Here is a 19,431-nt window from a genome sequence, read left to right as displayed (position 1 = left end):
AGAGTCTCCCGACCCTCCGCTTGTAAGTTCTAAGCACTTCATCCGGCAAAGCCCATTCGCGTCCACGACATCCTCTGGCAGGCACCCCGACCTCTCGTGAGTGAAATCCGGGCGCTGGTCCGGAGGCGTCTTCGGCGGCCTGGACGGGTCAGCCGGCCGCCTGCACGTCGTCCTCGGCGGCCAGGGGAAGCTCCAGCAGCTCGGCGAGGCCGGTGCGGTCCAGCAGTTGGCGCAGCGTGGGGTTGACGCCGGTGAGTCGCAGTGGCGCGGAGCCACCCCGATAGGCCACCACGAGTGCGCTCAACCCGGACGAGTCGCACAGCCCGACCCCGCTGAGGTCGATGACGAACTGCTGGTAGCCGTCGCGCCGCAGGGCGGCCACGACGTCGATGAGTTCCGGCGAACTGTCGAAGTCGAGGTCGCCGGTCAGCCGCAACTCGGCCCGCCCCGCGTCGTGCCGGTCGACCTCGATGACCAACAGCTGTGCCGACATGACTCCATGCTCCCAGTACGCCGGCCAGGCGCAAGTCGCGGGGGTGTAGAAGTTTGCCTGACAGCCGCTACGCGGTGACCGGGGATTGATCGTCCGGCTCGGTGCCGGCCGGTTCTCGGGCCAGCAGGCTGGTCACCCCCGTCATGCCGAGGATGGTCTCGAGGAACCGGGGGACCGCCCGCAGCCGCAGTCGGATGGCCCGCTGCTGCCCCTCGCGCCAGGCGTGCACGATGACGCTGAGCCCGGTGCTGTCGATGAATTGCAGGCCGCCGAAGTCGAGCACCAGCGTTCTGGGGTCGGTGCTCATCCACCTGTCGATCTCGGCCCGGAGCGGCGCGGCGGTGGTGTAGGCGAGATCACCGACGACCTTGATCACGGGCGCGTCAGGATCGGACCGGTCGACGGACATGCTGAGCGGCGGCGTCTCGGGTCTGCGACCGTGGGACAGCAACGATCACGCCTTCCGCGGATGGCGGGCGGGTAGGGGCGGTTGGGATCGTAACAACCACTGAGCTGGCCCGCCTGTCGGGCGGCCGTCGGCGAGCGGCGGACCGTCGCACGGGTGGCGGCACCGCCAGACCCGCGTAGGCTGGGTGTCGGGACGTGACCATGCATGCCGCTCGAAGCGGCTGCGGATTCGACAAGGAGCGAGGCTCAAGCTGGTGACAGGTGCCGACGTCAGGGACCTCGACCCCGGCGACGGACGGTCTTCCACGCCGAGCGCCGCCCGGGTCCCCGCCTGGCGTCAGACCACCTCTCGGTCGGTCGCCGGGCTGCCCGCCCTGGAGCCGTCGAGGCAGCTCGCCCTCGACTGGCCGGAGGTCGCCGAGCATCTGCGTGAAGGCGTGGTGGTGTGCGGTCCGGACGGGACCGTACGGCACGTCAGCCCGGTCGCACAGCGTCTGCTGCCCGAGGTGGTCGTCGGCGGGACGCTCGCGGCCGTCGAGCAGTTGGCCTCGCTCGATCCACACCTGCGTCATCACGGCAGGTGGCTGCGGGTACGCCGAGTCCCGCTCTCCGCCGGGCGTAGCTGCTGGTACGTCGAGGATGTCAGCGACCGCGAGAGGCGCTCCGAGGAACTGGCCGCCGAGCGGTCCAGGTCGGCGTTCCTGACGACGGTCGGCGACAAGCTGGGCAACCCGCTACACCCGGACCGGGCCGCCGCGGCGGTGGTCCGCCTGGCCGTGCCCACCCTCGCCGAGGTGGCGGTGCTGGTGCTGGCGCCACGGTCCGGACGGGCCCGCTGGTGGCGGGCCAGCCAGGCCGGAGACGACACACCCACCGTCGATCGCGGGGTGATCGCCGCGACGGAGCTGCCCCCGGCGATCGCCGAGAGCCTGCGGGGCAACCAGCCGCACGCCGTCGACTGGCTGGTCGAGCAGGCCGTCGAGGCGGGCTGGCTGCCCGGTGTCTCCGCCACCGAGGTGGCTGCCCGGCTGGTGTCGTTGCCGGGCCGGGACGCGCCCGCGGGCGTGCTGCTCGTCGCGCGTGGGACGGGCGGCTGGTACGGGGAGGACGACATCGACCTGGTCCGGGCCTTCGCCGCCCGGGCCGGCGCGGCGTTGACCACCGCGCTGCTCTACCGCGAACAGGCGGAGGTGGCCGACATGTTGCAGGCCAGCCTGCTGCCGGTCGAGCCTGCTGCGGCACCGGGAGTGGAGTGGGGTACGGCGTACCGTCCCGCCCAGGCCGGCCTGCGCATCGGCGGCGACTTCTACGGTTCGCACCGGCTGCCCGACGGCGGCTCGGTGTTCTTCCTCGGCGACGTCTCCGGCAAGGGGGTCGAGGCGGCGGTCTTCACCGGGCAGCTGCGACAGTGCCTGCACGCGTTGCACCGGGTCGAGCAGCAACCGGCCAGGCTGCTGCATTTGCTCAACGACGCACTGCTGGAGACGACCCTGGCGCACGGTCAGGGCCGGTTCGCCACCATGGTGCTGGGTGTGGTCCGTCCGCACCGCGACGGTGGCCTGGGGTTGACGCTGGCCGGCGGTGGGCACCTGCCGCCATTGGTGCTGCGTTCCTCCGGCGAGGTGGAGCAGTTGCCGTTGAACGGCATGCTCATCGGCGTGGTGCCGGATCCGCGGATCGGTCAGGTCTCCACGCGGCTCGCCCCCGGCGAAACCTGCCTGCTCTACAGCGACGGAGTCACCGAGGCGCGCGGCGGCCGGCGGGGCGAGGAGCTGCTCGGCACCGATCGTCTGGTGCAGGCGCTCACCGGGTGCCACCGGATGCCGGCACCGGCGCTGGCGGAGCGGATCGAACAGGTGACCTGCGACTGGTTGGCGCAGCGTGACCACGACGACATCGCGGTTCTCGCGCTGCGCGCCACCGGCGTCGCTAACCGCCCCCAACGGCATCTGCACGCGGTGCCGACCGTGACCGGGCCGGACCAGGAGGGGGCGACGACCCGGTGACCGCCGCGACGAGAGACACCTCGCTCGAAGCCGTCTACCCGGACTACCTGCACTGTCTCGCCGAAGCCGACGAGCACGCCGCCGTCGAGGTGGCGCGCGGGGTGCTCGACGTCGGCGTGGCGGCCGAACGCGTGCTGCTGGATCTGGTCGCTCCGGCGCAGGCCGAGGTGGGGGAGCGTTGGGCGCGCAACGAGTGGAGTGTGGCTCAGGAGCACGCGGCGACGCACATCAGCGAGCGGGTGGTGGCGGCCGTCGCCGCGTACGCCGACGTGCGTCCGACCCGCGCCCGGATCGTGGTGGCCTGCATGGACGGCGAGTGGCACGCCCTGCCGGCGCGACTGGTCGCCGAGGTGCTGCGGCTGCGCGGCTGGCAGGTCACCTTCCTGGGCGCCAGCGTCCCCGCCGCGCACCTGGTGTCGTACCTGCACCGGCACGACGCGTACGCGGTGGCGTTGGCCTCCGCGTTGCCGATGCGGCTACCGCACGCGCACCGGATGATCGAGGCGTGCCGGCGCTCGGACGTGCCGGTGTTGGTCGGTGGTCGGGGCTTCGGTGTGGACGGCCGGTGGGCTCGGCGGCTCGGCGTGCCCTGGGCGGCCAACGCGCCCGCCGCCGCCGACCTGCTCGGCGACGAACGGGCCCTGCGTGCGGCGGCGTCGGCCGACCTGGCGCACCTGGCCGACGACGAGTACGCCAGCCTGGTGAACCGGCGCGGTGAGCTGATCGACAGCGCGCTGGCCGACCTGGCACAGCGGTTCCCGGCCATTCGCGACCACAGCCCGGCCCAGCTGGATTCGACGGTCAGCGACCTCGGATACATCCTGGATTTCCTGGCCGCCGCCCTCTATGTCGACGACGGCTCGCTGTTCACCGAATTCGTCGAGTGGCTGGTGACCATCCTGGACAGTCGGAGCGTGCCGGCCGCGACGGTGGACGCGTCGCTGGCCCACTACGGCGGGTTGCTGCACGATTTTCCCCGGGCGGTGGACTGTCTCCGGCGGGGACGCGCGGCACTGCCGGTTGTCGACCGGCAAGCCGCCTGACCGCGAGCTGGTATGCCGCCCGCCAGGGCCCCCTATACTTGTCTCGCAGCAAACATCTGTGCTGACCGTAGCCGGCCAGGCCGGGGGTGCTGGAGGTACGGCCGCGACTTCGCGGACCCGGCGGTCGCCGACCGTCCGGCGATGGGCTAGATTTCCGCCAGCGCGGGGCCGGCAGGTCCCGTCCTGGCCGACCTGAGGCAGGTAGAGATGGGCGCACGCACCCTCGCTCCGGTTCGCATCCTCGTGGTGGACGACGACCCGGGCGACGTGCTCATGATCGAGGAGGCCCTGGCCACCTCGGACGTCGAGAAGGTGATCGACGTGGTCGCCGACGGTCAGGAGGCGATGGAGTTCCTCCGCCGCGAGGGCCGGCACGGCGACGCCCAACGCCCGGACGTGATCCTGCTCGACCTCAACATGCCCCGGATGGACGGGCGTCAGGTGCTGGGCGAGGTGAAGGGCGACGAGGACCTGCGGACGATCCCGATCGTCGTGCTGACCACCTCGAACGCGGACACCGACATCATCAGCAGTTACACGCTCCAAGCCAACGCCTACGTCACCAAGCCGATCGACCTGGACGACTTCAACGACGTGGTGCACCGGATCGACGAGTTCTTCGGTCGGGTGGTCGTGCTGCCCAAGCGGGCCTGACCCGCCGTTACCGGCGGGCCTGGCCCGACGACCTGCGTCCGGCTCAGGTCAGTGCCGCCACCACGGTGGCGGCCCGGTCCTCGTGTTGGGCGTAGGCGTAGGGGAAAGCGGAGATCTGCACGGCCTGGGCGGCCAGGGTCAGGCTCATCTGCTGCCAGCCGGGCACCTGGAGCAGCGCCTCGTAGAACGCGCGGGCCGCGTACGCCGGCCGCATCAGGTCTCGTACGCTGCCCCAACCGCTGCTGGGGCGTTGCTGGAACAGCCCGACGGAGTCGTGGTCCCAGCCGATGGCCTGGTGCGGGTAGTTCTGCGACTCGGGCAGCACGCCGCTGGCGTAGTTGAGCAGAGTGCTCTCCTGCATCGCGGTGGCCACCGCGATCACCAGCCCCTGGCGGGGGATCTTCATGTCGACGCCGACGTCCACGATCGCCTTGGCGTTGTCCATCTGTGCCTGGGTGAGCCCGGCGACGGGTCGGGGGCGCGGTGGCTTGGTGGGGGCCTTCTTCTTCGGCTTCGGCTTGGGGGTGGGCGACGGCTTGGCGCTGGGCGATGCGGTGGGGCTGGCCGGGGTGGGCGTCGGGCTGCGGTCGAAGGACCGGGAGGCGGCCTTCTCCTGAGCGGCGAGCGCGCGGTCGGTGAGCGCGCGGTCGGTGAGCGCCTCGGTCACCGGGGGCGGGGGTACCTCGTCATCGTGCCGGGTGGCCACGACGGCGGTGGCGCCGAGGCAGCAGGTCACGCCGGTGGCCAGGGCCACCCGGACCGGGGTGGAGGCGAGCACCGCACGAACACCGCGGCGCGGTGTCGGCACGGCACGATGCCGCCCCATCATCCTTTCAGATGATGTGTCGTCGGCCGAAAGGCTCGGCGGCTGCCCGGGGGTCAGCTTCTGGTCGAAGTCGTCGTCGGGATGCACCCGCCGAGGCTAGAAAGCCAATCGCCGCCTGCCATCGGCCCGGTTGGTGGCATGCGTCACAATTCGCGGCTATCCGCCGGGTCATTCTCCGTTTACACGTACATAGCTGTCGAGCCGGGCCTATCCGCCGTGGGGTAAATGTCAGACATGAACCTATAAAACAGGGCGCAAACGGGATCTTGTAGACGTCTATCGAGCCCGTCGGTTGCCTCCCCCGAATGGATGAGGCTGGGCTCGACCCAATCGAGCCGTCGCGTGGGGCGGTCGGACCAGGCGGTGCCCTCCGGCGTCGGTACGCGCCGGCAGGAGCCCGGTCCGCTCATCTCACCAGCGGGGTCAGTGTCGGCCGTTCTCCGCCGGACTGACGGTGAGCCGGTGCCGGCCGCCGTCCTCGCTGGAGAACGGCCACAGCCGATCGGCGTGCTCGACCAGTTCGGCGAGCTGCTGTCGACTCAGCCCGACCGACGAGATGGAGGCGTGCACGTCGGCCCGGTACCGGCCGTCGTCGTCCCGTCCCAGCTTCGCCTCCGCGCGTACCTGCACGGTGTGCGCCTCGTCGGTGATACCGCCGGCCGCCTCCACCGCCGCGTGGTGCAGGCAGGACGCGAACGCGGCGGCCAGCAGCTGCGACGGGGTCAGCCCGGTGCAGTGCGGCGCCAGCGGCGAGGCGAGGGCGGTCGACAGCGCCTCGTCGTCAGTGTGGATGTGACCGCCCTCGGCGGTCGCGGCGGCAACCTCGTTCAGCCAGGAACTCGGCATCGCGTTCCTCCCGTCACTCCCCGCCCGGCTACCCGGGGTCGGACGCGTGAAACCGGGGATCAACCGCCGTGCCGACTCCACTGGGCGCCGGCGGCGGCCTCGGTGACCTCGGCCGCCGCCCGCTCCGTCCACGGACTCACCGCCGGTGGCCGTTGCCGGGGCATCAGTGGCTCATGCATCGGCACGTACACCCGGGCGTCGACCGCCTCGGCCAGCAGCAGCGCGGCCACCAGGCTGCTCGGCCGCCGGGTCGGGTCGTCGGCGAGGCAGCGCCGGCACAGATCAGCCACCTCGGCGGGCAGCCCGGGCAACTCGGGCAGCGGTCGTGGTGCCCGGCGTGGCTCCCGCCCGAGCAACTGACTGACGCTGTCCGCCGGGTACGGCAGGCGTCCCGTGAGGCTGTAGTAGAGAAGGACGCCGAGGGCGTAGATGTCGGCCGCCGGCGTCGCCGGGGCCCGGTGCAGCTGCTCCGGCGCCAGGTACGCGGGCGTACCGACCACGACGCCGTCGGGCGCGGTGTCGGCGGCCCCGGCCGGGGTGGCGATGCCGAAGTCCAGCACCTTCACCCCCGAGGGGGTGAGCATCACGTTGGCCGGCTTGATGTCGCGGTGCACGATGCCGTGGGCGTGCGCGGCGGCCAGCGCGGCGCTGACCTCCGCGCAGACCCGCACCGCGATCCGCCAGTCCAGCGGACCGGTGCGCAGGTGGGCGGCGAGGGTCTGGCCCTCGGCCAGCTCCATCACGATGTACGGCAGCTCGTGCCCCAGCCCGGTGTCGCAGGTGCCGAAGTCGTGCACGCTGGCCACGTTCGGGTGGACCAGGCGGGCCGCGGAGCGTGCCTCGGAGCGGATCCGCTCCACCGAAGCCGTCCCGTCGGGCTGACCGGGCGAGACCAGTTTCACCGCGACCGACCGATCCAGCACGGTGTCGTACGCCCGCCACACCTCCGACATCCCGCCGATGCCGATGCGCTGTTCGAGCCGGTAGCGCCCGTCCAGCGTACGCATCGACCGCCCCCTACCCTCGTGGTACTCCGCCGCGCCGTGTGAGGCGGTGGCCCCGGCACGGTACCCCGGCCCCGATCAGGGCAAACCCGCATCCCGCGGCGGCTGGTGCGTTAGCGTGCGAGCCGGGACGCCCGACGCGCCGGGCGGGCTGGAGGCGGAACGTGATGAGTGAGGTGACCGTACGTTTCGTCGGCGGTCCGGCCCACGACCTGGTCCGGTCGCTGCCGGCCGGGCCGGACGGCACCCCGCCGCGGCTGTGGGTGCTGCGCCGGCCGCAGGAGGCGCCCACACCGGCTGCGGACCATCTCTACGTGCGGCAACGCCCCGACGGGTCGGGCACCTGGTCCATGCGCTTCGTCCGGACCGACCCGGTCGGTGTGACCGAGTGACCCCGTGCCGACCCCCTCCGGTGGTGGCCGCACAGCTGGCACACAGCAACCGCACAAGCGGCCCCAAGTGCGCGGCCCCACCATGGCAGCCATGAGGATCGAGGGCGAGGCCACGCCGGGCCGGGTGGAACTGCGTCGACCGGACGGCGAACCGGTCCGGGTGCTGGTCGTCGACGACGAGCCGACGCTGACGGACCTGCTGTCGATGGCGCTGCGGTACGAGGGCTGGCAGGTGCGCACGGCAGCCGACGGCATGGCGGCGGTACGCGCCGCCCGGCAGTTCCAACCCGACGCGGTGGTGCTCGACGTGATGCTGCCCGACCTGGACGGTTTCCAGGTGCTGCGCAAGTTGCGGGCGGACAACGACAGCGTGCCGGTGCTGTTCCTGACCGCCCGGGACGCGGTCGAGGAGCGGGTTGCCGGGCTGACCGTCGGCGGCGACGACTACGTGACCAAGCCGTTCAGCCTGGAAGAGGTCATCGCCCGGCTGCGCGCGCTGCTGCGCCGCTCCGGCTTCGCGGTGGCCGCCCGCCCGGACGCGGTGCTCACCGTGGGCGACCTCACCCTCGACGAGGACAGCCACGAGGTACGCCGGGACGGTCGGCTGATCACCCTCACCGCGACCGAGTTCGAACTGCTGCGGTACCTGATGCGTAACCCCCGCCGGGTGCTGAGCAAGGCGCAGATCCTCGACCGGGTGTGGAACTACGACTTCGGCGGCCAGGCCAACGTGGTCGAGCTGTACATCTCGTACCTGCGGAAGAAGATCGACGCCGGCCGCCAGCCGATGATCCACACGCTGCGCGGGGCCGGGTACCTGCTCAAGCCGGCGGAGTGAGCGGGGTGCGCCGGTGGCTGGCGGGCTGGTCGCTGCGGACCCGCCTGGTGATCACCCTGGTCGCACTGCTCGCCGTGGTCAGCCTGGCCATCGGCGGCCTCACCACCGTGGCACTGCGGCAGTTCCTGATCTCTCGGGTGGACGAGCAGCTGCGCTTCGCCCCCGGCGGGCGGCCCAGCGTCCCGTGGGAACCCGGCCCGGGCGCGGGCCCGTGGGGCGACGTGCGGGTGCCGCGCGGCTTCCCGCCCGGCACGATCAGCGCCCAGCTCGTAGACGGCCGGGTCACCGAGGCGTGGACCCTGGCCGGCCGGCAGGAACAGCCGGTACCGGTCGGCGAGGTGGGCGAGCTGGCCGACGTGCCCACGGACGGCCGGGCGCACAGCCTGAGCCTGGGGGAGCGGGGCGGCTACCGGGTGGTGGCCCGGCAGTCGGCCACCGGGACCGTGCGGGTGCTGGGGGTGCCGCTGGCCGGCGTGCAGGAGACCGTCTGGGCGATGGTGGCGGCGCAGGCCGGGGTCACCGCCATCGGCCTGCTCATCGCCGGCACCGCCGGTGCGCTGATCGTCCGGGCCACGCTGCGCCCGCTGCGCCGGGTCGCCGCCACCGCCGCCCGGGTCAGTGAACTACCGCTGGACCGGGGCGAGGTGGCGCTCTCCGAACGGGTCCCGGCCGCCGACACCGACCCGCGTACCGAGGTCGGGCAGGTCGGCTCCGCGCTCAACCGGATGCTCGGCCACGTCGCCGCCGCGCTCGCCGCCCGGCAGGCCAGCGAGACCCGGGTACGCCAGTTCGTCGCCGACGCCAGCCACGAACTTCGTACGCCCCTCGCGGCGATCCGTGGTTACGCCGAGGTGGCGCGCCGGGGCCGCGACGAGGTGCCGCCCGACGTGGCCCACGCGTTGCGCCGGGTCGAATCGGCGAGCACCCGGATGACCAGCCTCGTCGACGACCTGCTGCTGCTGGCCCGGCTGGACTCCGGCCGACCCCTGGCGGTCGAACCGGTCGACCTCACCGCGCTGGTGGTGGACGCCGTCAGCGACGCGCACGTGGCCGGCCCCGAGCATCGCTGGCAGCTCGACCTGCCCGAGGCGGTCATCCGGGTGCCCGGCGACCCGGCGCGACTGCACCAGGTGCTGGCGAACCTGCTGGCCAACGCCCGGGTGCACACACCGCCAGGCAGCACTGTCACCACCAGCCTGCGCCAGGCCGGCGACGCCGCCGAACTCAGCGTCACCGACGACGGCCCCGGCGTACCTCCCGAGCTGCGGCCCGAGGTGTTCGAACGCTTCGCCCGCGGCGACAGCTCCCGGTCCCGCGCCCACGGCAGCACCGGCCTCGGCCTGGCCATCGTCGCCGCGGTGGTGGAGGCGCACCACGGCACCGTCGCCCTGGACTCCCGGCCGGGCCGCACCGTCTTCACCGTCCGGCTACCCAACTCCACGGCCGACGCATAGGCCACTCCACCCGCCCCTCACCCCACCCCGTTCACCCCGTTGATCATGAGGTTGACGGCAATGTTGAAGATCAAACTCGCCGCTAACCTCATGATCAACAGTCTGGATGGGGGTGGGTGAGGGGGTGGGTGAGGGGGGGGGGTGGGACATGGGGTGGGGAAGTGGGCGGTTGTGCCCGGACGGGGGCGATAAGCGGCGTACGGTGGCATAGGTCCGGCCAGGCCGTCTGAATCCTCAATGTGAGCTTACGGCTGTGGTGTCGGTTGTGACGGCAGAGGGAAGGAGCGCTCGGTGAACCACCTGGCCTACCTGGACGCGGGATCCGGCAGCCTGATCGTGCAGGCGGTGGTCGGCGGGATCGCCGGGGTCGCGGTGGCGGCCAAGCTCTACTGGCGCCGGCTCGTCAGCCGGTTCCGCCGCCAGCCCACCGACCAGAGCTGACCCGACCCGATGGTGATTCCGGACCTTGGCCGGTCGCCGCGACCGGCCCCGCTACACGTCGACCCTCGGCCAGAGCCCGGCTCGTTCCGCGATCCGGCCAACCGGGTGTTCCACGCCGGCGACGACGTGCTGCGCGCGCTCGACCGGACCGCCGCCGCCGACTGGCGTGCCCTCGCCGCCAGCAGCTTCTTTCCGCCGTTGCTCGCCGCCGGCAAGGTCTGCGGCACCGAGGAACTGCCGGCGGAGTCGCCGTTGCGGGAACTGCCGTCGGGTCCGGCGTCGTCGGGCTGGGCGACGGTGCTTCGACACGAGCGCGTTCCGTTCGTCTCGCACCCGTACGAGTGGTCCTTCGCGATGCTGCGCGACGCCGCGCTGCTGCACCTGGAGATCCTCCGGGCCGCCCTGCCGGCGGGCTTCACCACCAAGGACGGCTCGGCGTACAACCTTCAGTGGCGCGGCACCGAGCCGGTCTTCATCGACATCGGGTCCTTCGCTCCGCTGCGCGACGGTGAACCCTGGGCCGGCTACCGACAGTTCTGCCAGACGCTGCTCTACCCGCTGATGCTCAACGCTCACCTGGGGCTGGCCTTCCAGCCGTGGCTGCGGGCCCAGGTCGACGGCATCGAGCCGGAGCAGATGGGACCACTGTTCCGGGGCACCCGTCGGCTGTTGCCCGGGGTGCTCACCCACGTCCACCTGCACGGCTCCGTGCAGCGCCGCAACGCCGCCACCAGCACCGCCGACGTACGCGCCCAGTTGCGGGACGCCGGCTACACCCGTGAGCTGGCCGTGGCCACCGTGCGGGGGCTGGAGAAGCTCGTCCGCCGCCTTGATCATCAGCCGGCTGTCACCCACTGGGTCGATTACCAGCAGACCTGCGGCTACTCCGGCGACGACCGGGCGGGCAAGGAGCGCTTCGTGGTCGCCGCGTTGAGCGCCGCCGGTCGGCGCCGGCTCGTGCTCGACCTGGGCGCCAACGACGGACGGTACGCCCGCCTCGCCGCCCGGCACGCCGACTACGTGGTCGCCGTGGAGCAGGACCCGGCGGTGGTCGACCGGCTGTACCGCACCCTGCGCGGAGAGGGCGAACGGCACGTCCTGCCGCTGGTGATGGACCTGGCCGACCCGTCGCCCGGCGGTGGCTGGCGCGGCACCGAGCGGGCCTCGTTCGCCGCCCGGGCCAAGGCCGACACCGTGCTCGCCCTGGCCCTGGTGCACCACCTGGCGATCGGCCGCAACGTGCCGCTGCCGGAGGTGCTGGCCTGCCTCGCCGATTTCGCCGCGCCCGGCGGCCGGCTGGTGGTCGAGTTCGTCCACCCGGACGACCCGATGGCCGCCCGGCTGCTGGCCAACAAGCCCGACGGCATCTTTCCCGACTACCGGCGGGATGCCTTCGAGGCCCTGCTCGCCGGCCACGGCACCGTCGAGGACCGGCTGGAGCTGCCCTCGGGTACCCGCACGTTGTACCGGGTGGCGCTTCCGTGACCGACCGCCCCACCACCGATGCCGGCGTGAGCGGTCCCGGCAGCGATCCGGTGCCGGGCCCGTCCGCACCGACCGATTCGACCGAGACGGTACGCCGTAGGTGGTGGCGCCCAGCCGCACCGACGGCGAGCACGGCCACGGGTTGGGGCGGCTGGCGGGCCGAGGGCCGGCGGCTGCTGGAGGTCATTGCGCTGGTCGGGCTGGTGATCACCCAGCCGTTGCTGGACATCCTCGGCCGCAGCCCGGACTTCTTCCTGTTCCACCGGGCCGACCGGGGCGAGATCCTGCTGCTGGTGGCCCTGGTCGCGGTGGTGCCGACGGTGGCGCTCGGGCTGCTGGGCCTGCTCGCCGGCCTGGCCGGAGCCGCGGTGCGGACGGTCACCCACAGCCTGCTGCTCGGGCTGCTGGTCGCCGCGCTGGCGGTGCAGGTGGGCCGGCACACCACACCGCTGCGGGGCGTACCGCTGCTGCTGGTGGCGCTGGCGGTCGGCACCGCTGGAGCCGTAGCCCACCGGCGCTGGACGGCCCTCGGTCGGGTGCTGCGCCTGGCGGCCGTCGGACCGCTGATCTTCGTCGGGCTGTTCCTGTTCGCCTCGCCCACCGGGCCGGTGGTGCTGCCGCTCGGCGACGGCGGCGTGGCGGGCACGGCCACCGGCAACCGGCACCCCCCGGTGGTCATGCTGATCCTCGACGAGCTTCCGCTGGTCTCCCTGCTCGACGCCGCCGGTGGCGTCGACGCGGCCCGGTTCCCGCACTTCGCCGAGTTGGCCGCCGCCTCGACCTGGTACCGCAACGCGACCGGGGTCAGCGGCTGGACCCCGTACGCGCTGCCGGCGATGCTTACCGGCCGCTACCCGGCGGAGCCGCACGCCCCGCACTACTCGCACTATCCGGACAACCTCTTCACCGCCTTCGGCGGGTTGTACGACATCCGCGCCGAGGAGAGCATCACCCGGCTCTGCCCGCCGAGCCGCTGCGAGCAGCCGGTCACCCCGGAACAGGGGATCGGCGTGCTGGTGCGCGAGACGGCGGAACTGCTGCATCAGGTGACCGGGCCGCACGACACTCGGATCGATCCGGAGGACTCCTACCGCGAACGCACCGCCGAGGAGGCCGGCATCGACGCCGCCGAGCCGGTGCCGACCGACCCGAAGTTCCGCTGGGACAGCCTCAACGTCAACCAGCCGGCCCGCTTCACCAGTTTCCTCAACGGCCTGACCCCGTCGGCGCGACCGACACTGCACTTCCTGCACCTGCTGATGCCCCACTCGCCGTGGGCGTTCCTGCCCTCCGGGGCGCGGTACGAGGCCCCGGAGGACTTCCCCAACGAGGGTGACGGCTGGGTGGACCTGGCCCGCGCCCGGCACCTCGCCCAACTCGGCTACACCGACCGGCTGATCGGCGAGACGATGCGTACGCTGCGCGCCACCGGCCTGTGGGACGAGGCGCTCGTGGTGGTCACCGCCGACCACGGAGTCAGCTTCACCAAGGGTGTGCAGGGGCGCGGCGAGGACGCGATCCGGGCCGCTGCCGACGAGGTGGCCTGGGTGCCGCTGTTCGTCAAGACCCCCGGCCAGCGCAGCGGGCGGGTCGACGACCGCAACTGGCAACACGTCGACCTGCTGCCGACGGTCGCCGACGAGGCCGCCATCCGCTTGCCCTGGCGGGTCGACGGTCGTTCCGCCCGGCAGGCGCCCCGCGCTGACGCGGGCAAGGTCTTCTACGACCGGCCGTCCCAGCCGATGCCGATCAGTGGCGGGGTGCCGGTCGCGCCGCCACCGGTGGTGCCGCACCGGCTGGTCGGCACCGCCGTGGGGGCGGTGCCGACCGCCGGCAGCGCCCGGGTCGGCGGGCTGGACGCCTTCCGTGCCGTCGATCCCGACGAGGGTGTGCTGCCCGGCATGATCTGGGGCACCGTCGACGACGACGTCACCGACGGCGCCGAGCTGGCGGTGGCCGTCAACGGCACCGTCGCGGCGGTGGTCCCGGTGGTCGCCTCGGACCCCGGCGGCCGACGCTTCGCGGCGCTGCTCGCCGACGACCGGCTGTTCCGGGCCGGCGCCAATCGCCTCGACCTCTACCTGGTCGGCCAGGACGGCCAACTTCGTCAGCTGTCGATCTCCTGACCGGTCCGTCGGGCTCGCCGGGTCGGCCCGCGCGCGCCGGTCTTCGATCCTTTCTCACCTCGCCTGTTTGCACGCTACGTGCGCCTTTCCTGCCTGTCCGTCCCGGTCGTCGGGGTTTCCCGGCGCTTCGGTCGGGAATCGGGTGACGCATGCCTCACCGCCGAACCACGAGCGGCGGTGTTGCCGCAACCGCAATTACGGTAGAAGCGAAGGCAATTCAACGTAGATCTGCCGGCGAAGCGAGGAACCACATGACGGAAGTCAAGCTCGATCACCCCGGCGGGCAGCTGTCGATGCCGGTACATTCCGCGGTCGAGGGCCCCGCCGGGATCGGTGTGGGCAAGCTGCTGAAGGAAACCGGGCTGACGACGTACGACCCGGGGTTCGTCAACACCGCCGCCTGTTCGTCCGCGATCACCTACATCGACGGTGACGCGGGCATCCTGCGTTACCGTGGCTACCCGATCGATCAGCTGGCCGAGAAGAGCTCCTTCCTGGAGGTCTCCTACCTGCTGATCTACGGTGAGCTGCCGACCACCCAGGAGCTGACCGAGTTCACCGAGCGGATCCGCCGGCACTCGTTGCTGCACGAGGAGATGCGGCGTTTCTTCGACGGCTTCCCCCGGGAGGCCCACCCGATGGCGGTGCTCTCCTCGGCCGTCAGCGCCATCTCCACCTTCTACCAGGACAGCCTCGACCCGTTCGACGCCGAGCACGTGGAGATGTCCACGGTCCGGCTGATGGCGAAGGTGCCGACCATCGCCTCGTACGCGTACAAGAAGGCGATCGGGCAGCCGCTGCTGTATCCGGAGAACTCCCTGGGTTACGTGGAGAACTTCCTGCGGATGACGTTCGGTGTGCCGGCGGAGCCGTACGAGGTCGACCCGGTGATCGCCCGGGTGCTGGACATGCTCTTCGTGTTGCACGCAGACCACGAGCAGAACTGCTCCACCTCGACGGTGCGCCTGGTGGGCTCCAGCAACGCCAACCTGTTCGCCTCGGTCTCGGCCGGCGTCAACGCGCTGTTCGGCCCGCTGCACGGCGGCGCGAACCAGGCGGTGCTGGAGATGCTGGAGCGCATCCAGGCCGACGGCGGTGACGTGCAGTCGTTCGTCCGCAAGGTGAAGGACCGCGAGGACGGCGTCAAGCTGATGGGGTTCGGCCACCGGGTCTACAAGAACTACGACCCGCGTGCCGCGATCGTGAAGCAGGCGGCGCAGGACGTGCTCGGCCGGATGGCCAAGCCGGATCCGCTGCTGGACATCGCGATGCAGCTGGAGGAGATCGCCCTCGCCGACGACTTCTTCGTCTCCCGCAAGCTCTACCCGAACGTCGACTTCTACACCGGCCTGATCTACAAGGCCATGGGCTTCCCGACGAAGATGTTCACCGTGCTGTTCGCCCTGGGGCGGCTGCCGGGCTGGATCGCCCAGTGGCGCGAGATGATCAACGACCCGGAGACCAAGATCGGCCGTCCGCGGCAGGTCTACACCGGTGCCGCCGAGCGGAACTACCTCCCCGTCGAGCAGCGCTGACCGCGAGCAACCTGACGCAGCCCGCCCGACGACGGCCGTCGCACCCGGATCACGGGTACGGCGGCCGTCGTCGTGCGGGCTGCGTTCAGTGCGCCGGATGGCCGTCGTCGTCCTGGCCCGCCGTGGTGGGCAGGTCGCCGAGCACCTCGTTGATGACGTGGATGCGGGCGGCGCCGGCCCGGTAGTCGGCGCACACCGTCTCGGCCTGGTCGTCGAGACGGGCGCCCTGCCCGACACCGGTGACGGTGAGGCTGGTGCCGGCGACGGTGGTAACCGTGCCGGTGGCGACCAGCTCGGCCACCGGCAGTGCCCCGGTGACCAGATGATCGCGCAGCAACCCACGAAGCTCGTCGGTGTCGCGCAGCAGCAGGTCGTCGAGGTTGGTCCGGGAGAACTTGCCGGCGAACGCCTCGTCGGTGGGCGCCAGGATCGTCACCTCCCGGGTCAGCTCCTCGGCGAGGCCGGTGGCGCGTACCGCCGCCTCGAAGGTGGTCAGCACGGGAATCCACTGGAGAGCCTGGTCGGCGGGCTGGTCGGCGAGCGAAGCGGGATTGCCCGGCTCGCTGCCGGCCGGCAGCAGGTCGCACAGCGGCCCGGTCACGGTGGTCCCGGCCGGCCCGGCGTCGGCCGCGCCGTCGCCGCCCCTGGCCGTGCTGCCGACCACGACGAGCAGCACAGCGGCCAGGGCCGCACCGGCGATCGGCAAAATCCGGCGCGGTGTGGGCCTCACGGTCGCAGAGTCGGTGTCGGTCACGGTTTCTCCACTCCGGCGTCGGGGTGTACCGGCGGGCCGGGCGCGGGTCCGGCCCGCCGGTACGAAGGGGTCAGACTCGGTGGATCACAGGCGCGAGCACTGGTTGAACCGTGGGCCGCTGACCGCGTTGGCGACCTCGATGTTGACCGGGGCGGCGGCGTTGCCGGTGCAGCCCAGCGGGCCGTTGACGGTGTTGCCGGCCACCAGCGGGGCCACGCCCGCGCTGTTGACCACGTTGACCGGGCCGCTGATCCGGTTGCCGACCAGCAGGACTGGGCCGGTCGTGCCGGTGACGTTCACCGGGCCGTTGACGGTGCTGTCGGTCAGCACGAATCCGGCCGCGCCACTGGCGTCCACCGGGCCGTTGATCGAGCCACCGTTGACGATCAGCGTGGCGCCGGGCCGGACCCGGACCGGGCCCCGGACGGTGGCGTCGGCGAGGCACGCCACGCCGGTGACCGTCAGCGGGCCGTTGCGGGTGCCGGTGAGCGTGGGCGCGATCCGCTCCCCGGCCACCAGGCCCTCGGCGGCCTGCTCGTCGAGGAGCAGCGGCACCAGGCCACGCTCGGGCTGGGACAGCGGTACGAGGTAACCGCCGGTCACCTTGACCACCTTCCAGCCGTGGGCGGCGAGCCGCTGGGCCACGGTGGTCTGCCGCCCGGTCGGACCGTCGGTGCGCGCACCGTGGTACTGCTCCTCGGTGAGCCGGTACGCGCACGGCGGCTGCTCCAGGATCTGGTCCGCATCGGGAGCGTCCAGCGGAGGCGGCGTGTCGCCCGGATGCGGTGCCGGGTACGCCTCGATCGGGCGGGAGCCCCGGAAGACGATCCGGCCGGTGTTGGCCGACTGGAACCTGATCGCCTCGGCGCGGGCGGCGGTGATGTCACCGACGCTCGCCCCGTGGTACGCGAGGAACTGGTGGAACGTCCACAGCGCCGAGTACGTCTTGCGGCGGCGGTTGTTGGCGGTGTTGCCCTCGTCCGGCCGGGTCGGCCCACCCGAGCTGCGCAGCTCCAGCAGGGAGTTGACCACGTTCTTCAGCCCGAGGGTGTTGCGCAGGATGGTCTCCTCGCCCAGGCCGACGTTGGCCCCGGTGCATCCGTACGGGCAGGCCCACCAGCCGTCCCGGGCGCCCTGGGTGTACATGTGGCCCTCGATCATGTGCTGCGACTGGTCGAAGATCCCCGGTGCCACGTTCTGGTGCCGTGGCGGCAGCATCGGCAGGTCACCGGTGTTGGAGTTGCCGTACTCGTGGCCGTCGTAGCTGGCGATCGGCCGGTAGTCGCGGACCATCTCCACGAACGCCTGGGTCTCCGGCTGGCGGATCAGCGAGTAGTCCCGGTTGAGATCCTGGCCTGTGGAGTTTCCCCGGGTGTTGGCGGCCCTACCGTCACCGTTGATCGTCGGCACGATCAGCATGGTGGTCCTCGACAGCAGGCCGAGCGTGGTCGGGTCGTCGGTGAACGCCAACTGCCGGGCCATGATCAGGCATGCCTCCCGGTCGCCGGGCTCGTTGCCGTGCACGTTGCAGTTGACCACCAGGGGGTTCGTCGCGGCCACCGCCTCCGGGGTGGCCAGTGGCGTGGGGTGACCGATGACGAACATGTTGATCGGCCGGTCCTGCACCGTACGGCCGATCTCGACCACCCGTACCCGGTCGCTCAGCTCGTCGATCGCCGTGGTGTAGGCGTACTCGTTGACGTCGCTCGTGTACTGCGCGCCCAGCGTGGTCTCCCACTGCGTACGCAGGCTCTGACCGGGCGTCTCCGGGTCGCCCCAGTGGCCCCGGGTGACATCGCTGACCGGCGCGGAGTAGGGCTGCGCGGTGCCGCCGAGGCGGGCGCGCACCCGCCACTGGAACCGGTTGCCGGGGGCGAAGCCGGCGTCGGCGAAGGTCGGCGCCGAGTTGTTGATCTGACGGTTGGGCCGCCAGACGCCGACGATCGTCGCGGCGCCGGTGACGCTGCCGTCCTCGGCGACCGGGGTGCGCTCGATCTGGTAGTCGGTGGCCCCGTCGACCGGGGTCCAGGCCAGGGTCGCGTACCCGTCGCCCTGCACGACCGTGAGGCTCTGTACCTGGTTCGGCTCAGCCGCCGTGGTCGCCTGGGCGGGTTGTGCGGTCGCCGCGAGGGTGACGGCGAGCAGAGCGGAGAAGACACCGGCCGTTGTCCGTCTGTATCTCAAGGGGATCTCCAAACAGGAGGGATGGCTGGGTACGCACAGCACACCCGCACCCACTCGGCCACGGGGGTACGAGCTGGGATTCTTGAGGATGCTCTGAGGTTTCGGGGACTGATCGGCCAGTCAGATGACGCGCAGCCGGTAGCCGACTCCGCGTACCGTCTCCACCAGACCCGGGTCGTCGAGCTTGCCGCGCAGCGCGGCGACGTGGACGTCGAGGTTGTGCCGGGTGGCCCAGGTGGTCTGCCAGACCTCGAGCTGCAACCGGTCCCGGGGCACCACCGTGCCCGCCTGCCGCGCCAACGCCACCAGCAGGTCGAACTCCTTGCGGGACAGGCCGACCTCGCGGTCGCCCATCCGCACCCGGCGGGCGTCGACATCGATGCGCAGCGCACCGGCCTGCAACGTGGTCGCCGGCCGGACGGTACGGGCGGTGCGCCGCATCACCGCCTCGATCCGGGCCTGCAACTCCACCATCGAGAACGGCTTGACCACGTAGTCGTCGGCGCCGGCCCGCAGCCCGGCCACCCGGTCGTGCTCCTCGGCCCGGGCGGTCACCGCGATGATCGCGACCCCCTCGTCGTGCTGCCGGATCCGGCGACACACCTCCAGGCCGTCACGGTCGGGCAGGTTCATGTCGAGCAGCACCAGATCGACCGGATCGGCCTCGACCGCCTCGGCGGCCGTCACCGCCTGGACCACGTCGTGCCCCCGCCGCCGTAGCGCCGAGGCGAGGCCCGCCGAGACGCGCAGGTCGTCTTCCACCAGGAGCACCCGCACCCGCGCCCTCCTCGGACCGCACCGTCGCCGGATGCCTGCGAGTGTGTCGGATGTGCAGCAGCGCTGACCAGTGTGGATACAAGATCGTAACGGCAGATTGAACTGCCCGAACGGTTCTGGTGGCACCCGGGCGGGCGCGGTCCTGGGAGGCATCGCCCCCTGGAC

The 19,431-nt window shown here is 72.0% G+C and carries 18 protein-coding genes; 10 read left to right on the top strand and 8 right to left on the bottom strand.

The genetic code is table 11. The features are described from left to right. Positions 1 to 148: 148 nt before the first annotated feature. Positions 149 to 493, bottom strand: coding sequence for an STAS domain-containing protein (locus KBX50_RS07870; RefSeq protein ID WP_210935883.1), 345 nt, complete (start codon positions 491 to 493; stop codon positions 149 to 151). 67 nt (positions 494 to 560) lie between these two features. After that, a complete protein-coding gene (locus KBX50_RS07865) occupies positions 561 to 869 on the bottom strand; it encodes an STAS domain-containing protein (protein ID WP_307870882.1) in 309 nt (102 codons plus the stop codon). 286 nt (positions 870 to 1,155) lie between these two features. On the opposite strand from KBX50_RS07865, the gene KBX50_RS07860 reads away from it, so the two are divergent. The 3 genes from KBX50_RS07860 (at position 1,156) to KBX50_RS07850 (ending at position 4,604) form a co-directional block, all read left to right on the top strand. After that, on the top strand, positions 1,156 to 2,907 hold the full coding sequence (locus KBX50_RS07860) for a PP2C family protein-serine/threonine phosphatase (RefSeq protein ID WP_210935881.1): 1,752 nt from the start codon (positions 1,156 to 1,158) through the stop codon (positions 2,905 to 2,907). Beyond that, positions 2,904 to 3,950 carry a B12-binding domain-containing protein gene (locus tag KBX50_RS07855; protein ID WP_210935880.1) on the top strand — a complete coding sequence of 349 codons (1,047 nt, stop codon included), beginning with the start codon at positions 2,904 to 2,906 and terminating at the stop codon, positions 3,948 to 3,950. The genes KBX50_RS07860 and KBX50_RS07855 overlap by 4 nt, the downstream gene beginning before the upstream one ends. 207 nt (positions 3,951 to 4,157) lie before the next feature. After that, positions 4,158 to 4,604 carry a response regulator gene (locus KBX50_RS07850; RefSeq protein ID WP_210935878.1) on the top strand — a complete coding sequence of 149 codons (447 nt, stop codon included), beginning with the start codon at positions 4,158 to 4,160 and terminating at the stop codon, positions 4,602 to 4,604. A gap of 43 nt (positions 4,605 to 4,647) precedes the next feature. On the opposite strand, the gene KBX50_RS07845 is transcribed toward KBX50_RS07850, so the two are convergent. From KBX50_RS07845 to KBX50_RS07835, 3 genes are all read right to left on the bottom strand, one after another. Further along, on the bottom strand, positions 4,648 to 5,517 hold the full coding sequence (locus KBX50_RS07845; protein ID WP_210935877.1) for a hypothetical protein: 870 nt from the start codon (positions 5,515 to 5,517) through the stop codon (positions 4,648 to 4,650). A gap of 336 nt (positions 5,518 to 5,853) precedes the next feature. Continuing rightward, the gene (locus KBX50_RS07840) at positions 5,854 to 6,276 is read right to left on the bottom strand and encodes an OsmC family protein (protein ID WP_093402731.1); all 423 of its coding nucleotides are present in this window, start codon (positions 6,274 to 6,276) and stop codon (positions 5,854 to 5,856) included. A 59-nt stretch (positions 6,277 to 6,335) separates the two neighbouring features. Next, a complete protein-coding gene (locus KBX50_RS07835; RefSeq protein ID WP_210935876.1) occupies positions 6,336 to 7,283 on the bottom strand; it encodes a serine/threonine-protein kinase in 948 nt (315 codons plus the stop codon). Positions 7,284 to 7,447: 164 nt separating this feature from the next. On the opposite strand from KBX50_RS07835, the gene KBX50_RS07830 reads away from it, so the two are divergent. The 7 genes from KBX50_RS07830 to KBX50_RS07800 all read left to right on the top strand — a co-directional run bounded on the left by KBX50_RS07830 (position 7,448) and on the right by KBX50_RS07800 (position 15,551). Beyond that, positions 7,448 to 7,672, top strand: a complete 225-nt coding sequence (locus KBX50_RS07830; protein ID WP_099846198.1) for a hypothetical protein — start codon at positions 7,448 to 7,450, stop codon at positions 7,670 to 7,672. Between the two features lie 91 nt (positions 7,673 to 7,763). Continuing rightward, positions 7,764 to 8,510: a response regulator transcription factor gene (locus KBX50_RS07825; RefSeq protein ID WP_210935875.1), complete on the top strand. Its 747-nt coding sequence runs from the start codon at positions 7,764 to 7,766 to the stop codon at positions 8,508 to 8,510. Beyond that, positions 8,507 to 9,964, top strand: a complete 1,458-nt coding sequence (locus KBX50_RS07820) for a sensor histidine kinase (protein ID WP_374224584.1) — start codon at positions 8,507 to 8,509, stop codon at positions 9,962 to 9,964. Before KBX50_RS07825 ends, KBX50_RS07820 begins: the two co-directional genes overlap by 4 nt. A gap of 291 nt (positions 9,965 to 10,255) precedes the next feature. Further along, on the top strand, positions 10,256 to 10,405 hold the full coding sequence (locus KBX50_RS07815) for a hypothetical protein (RefSeq protein WP_155220336.1): 150 nt from the start codon (positions 10,256 to 10,258) through the stop codon (positions 10,403 to 10,405). A gap of 9 nt (positions 10,406 to 10,414) precedes the next feature. Then, a complete protein-coding gene (locus KBX50_RS07810; RefSeq protein ID WP_210935874.1) occupies positions 10,415 to 11,890 on the top strand; it encodes a class I SAM-dependent methyltransferase in 1,476 nt (491 codons plus the stop codon). Next, positions 11,887 to 14,016, top strand: a complete 2,130-nt coding sequence (locus tag KBX50_RS07805) for a sulfatase-like hydrolase/transferase (RefSeq protein WP_307870881.1) — start codon at positions 11,887 to 11,889, stop codon at positions 14,014 to 14,016. Before KBX50_RS07810 ends, KBX50_RS07805 begins: the two co-directional genes overlap by 4 nt. A 251-nt stretch (positions 14,017 to 14,267) precedes the next feature. Then, positions 14,268 to 15,551 carry a citrate synthase gene (locus KBX50_RS07800; protein WP_093402738.1) on the top strand — a complete coding sequence of 428 codons (1,284 nt, stop codon included), beginning with the start codon at positions 14,268 to 14,270 and terminating at the stop codon, positions 15,549 to 15,551. A gap of 85 nt (positions 15,552 to 15,636) precedes the next feature. On the opposite strand, the gene KBX50_RS07795 is transcribed toward KBX50_RS07800, so the two are convergent. The 3 genes from KBX50_RS07795 to KBX50_RS07785 all read right to left on the bottom strand — a co-directional run bounded on the left by KBX50_RS07795 (position 15,637) and on the right by KBX50_RS07785 (position 19,266). Next, a complete protein-coding gene (locus tag KBX50_RS07795; protein ID WP_210935873.1) occupies positions 15,637 to 16,281 on the bottom strand; it encodes a fasciclin domain-containing protein in 645 nt (214 codons plus the stop codon). A 108-nt stretch (positions 16,282 to 16,389) separates the two neighbouring features. Next, positions 16,390 to 18,489, bottom strand: a complete 2,100-nt coding sequence (locus tag KBX50_RS07790) for a M14 family zinc carboxypeptidase (protein ID WP_247673296.1) — start codon at positions 18,487 to 18,489, stop codon at positions 16,390 to 16,392. 120 nt (positions 18,490 to 18,609) lie between these two features. Continuing rightward, entirely contained in the window at positions 18,610 to 19,266 is a 657-nt protein-coding gene (locus KBX50_RS07785) for a response regulator transcription factor (protein ID WP_307870880.1), read from the bottom strand. Between the last annotated feature and the right edge of the window lie 165 nt (positions 19,267 to 19,431).

Source organism: Micromonospora sp. C51 (assembly GCF_018070435.1).
GTDB classification, from domain to species: Bacteria; Actinomycetota; Actinomycetes; order Mycobacteriales; family Micromonosporaceae; genus Micromonospora; species Micromonospora sediminimaris.
Note: the sequence above shows the minus strand (reverse complement) of the source record. Positions and strands in the feature narration are given on the sequence as shown.

Coding starts and splice junctions, on each gene's coding strand:
- KBX50_RS07870 (WP_210935883.1), bottom strand. CDS start 493: ATGTCGGCACAGCTGTTGGTCATCGAGGTCGACCGGCACGACGCGGGG.
- KBX50_RS07825 (WP_210935875.1), top strand. CDS start 7,764: ATGAGGATCGAGGGCGAGGCCACGCCGGGCCGGGTGGAACTGCGTCGA.
- KBX50_RS07830 (WP_099846198.1), top strand. CDS start 7,448: ATGAGTGAGGTGACCGTACGTTTCGTCGGCGGTCCGGCCCACGACCTG.
- KBX50_RS07840 (WP_093402731.1), bottom strand. CDS start 6,276: ATGCCGAGTTCCTGGCTGAACGAGGTTGCCGCCGCGACCGCCGAGGGC.
- KBX50_RS07800 (WP_093402738.1), top strand. CDS start 14,268: ATGACGGAAGTCAAGCTCGATCACCCCGGCGGGCAGCTGTCGATGCCG.
- KBX50_RS07835 (WP_210935876.1), bottom strand. CDS start 7,283: ATGCGTACGCTGGACGGGCGCTACCGGCTCGAACAGCGCATCGGCATC.
- KBX50_RS07850 (WP_210935878.1), top strand. CDS start 4,158: ATGGGCGCACGCACCCTCGCTCCGGTTCGCATCCTCGTGGTGGACGAC.
- KBX50_RS07810 (WP_210935874.1), top strand. CDS start 10,415: ATGGTGATTCCGGACCTTGGCCGGTCGCCGCGACCGGCCCCGCTACAC.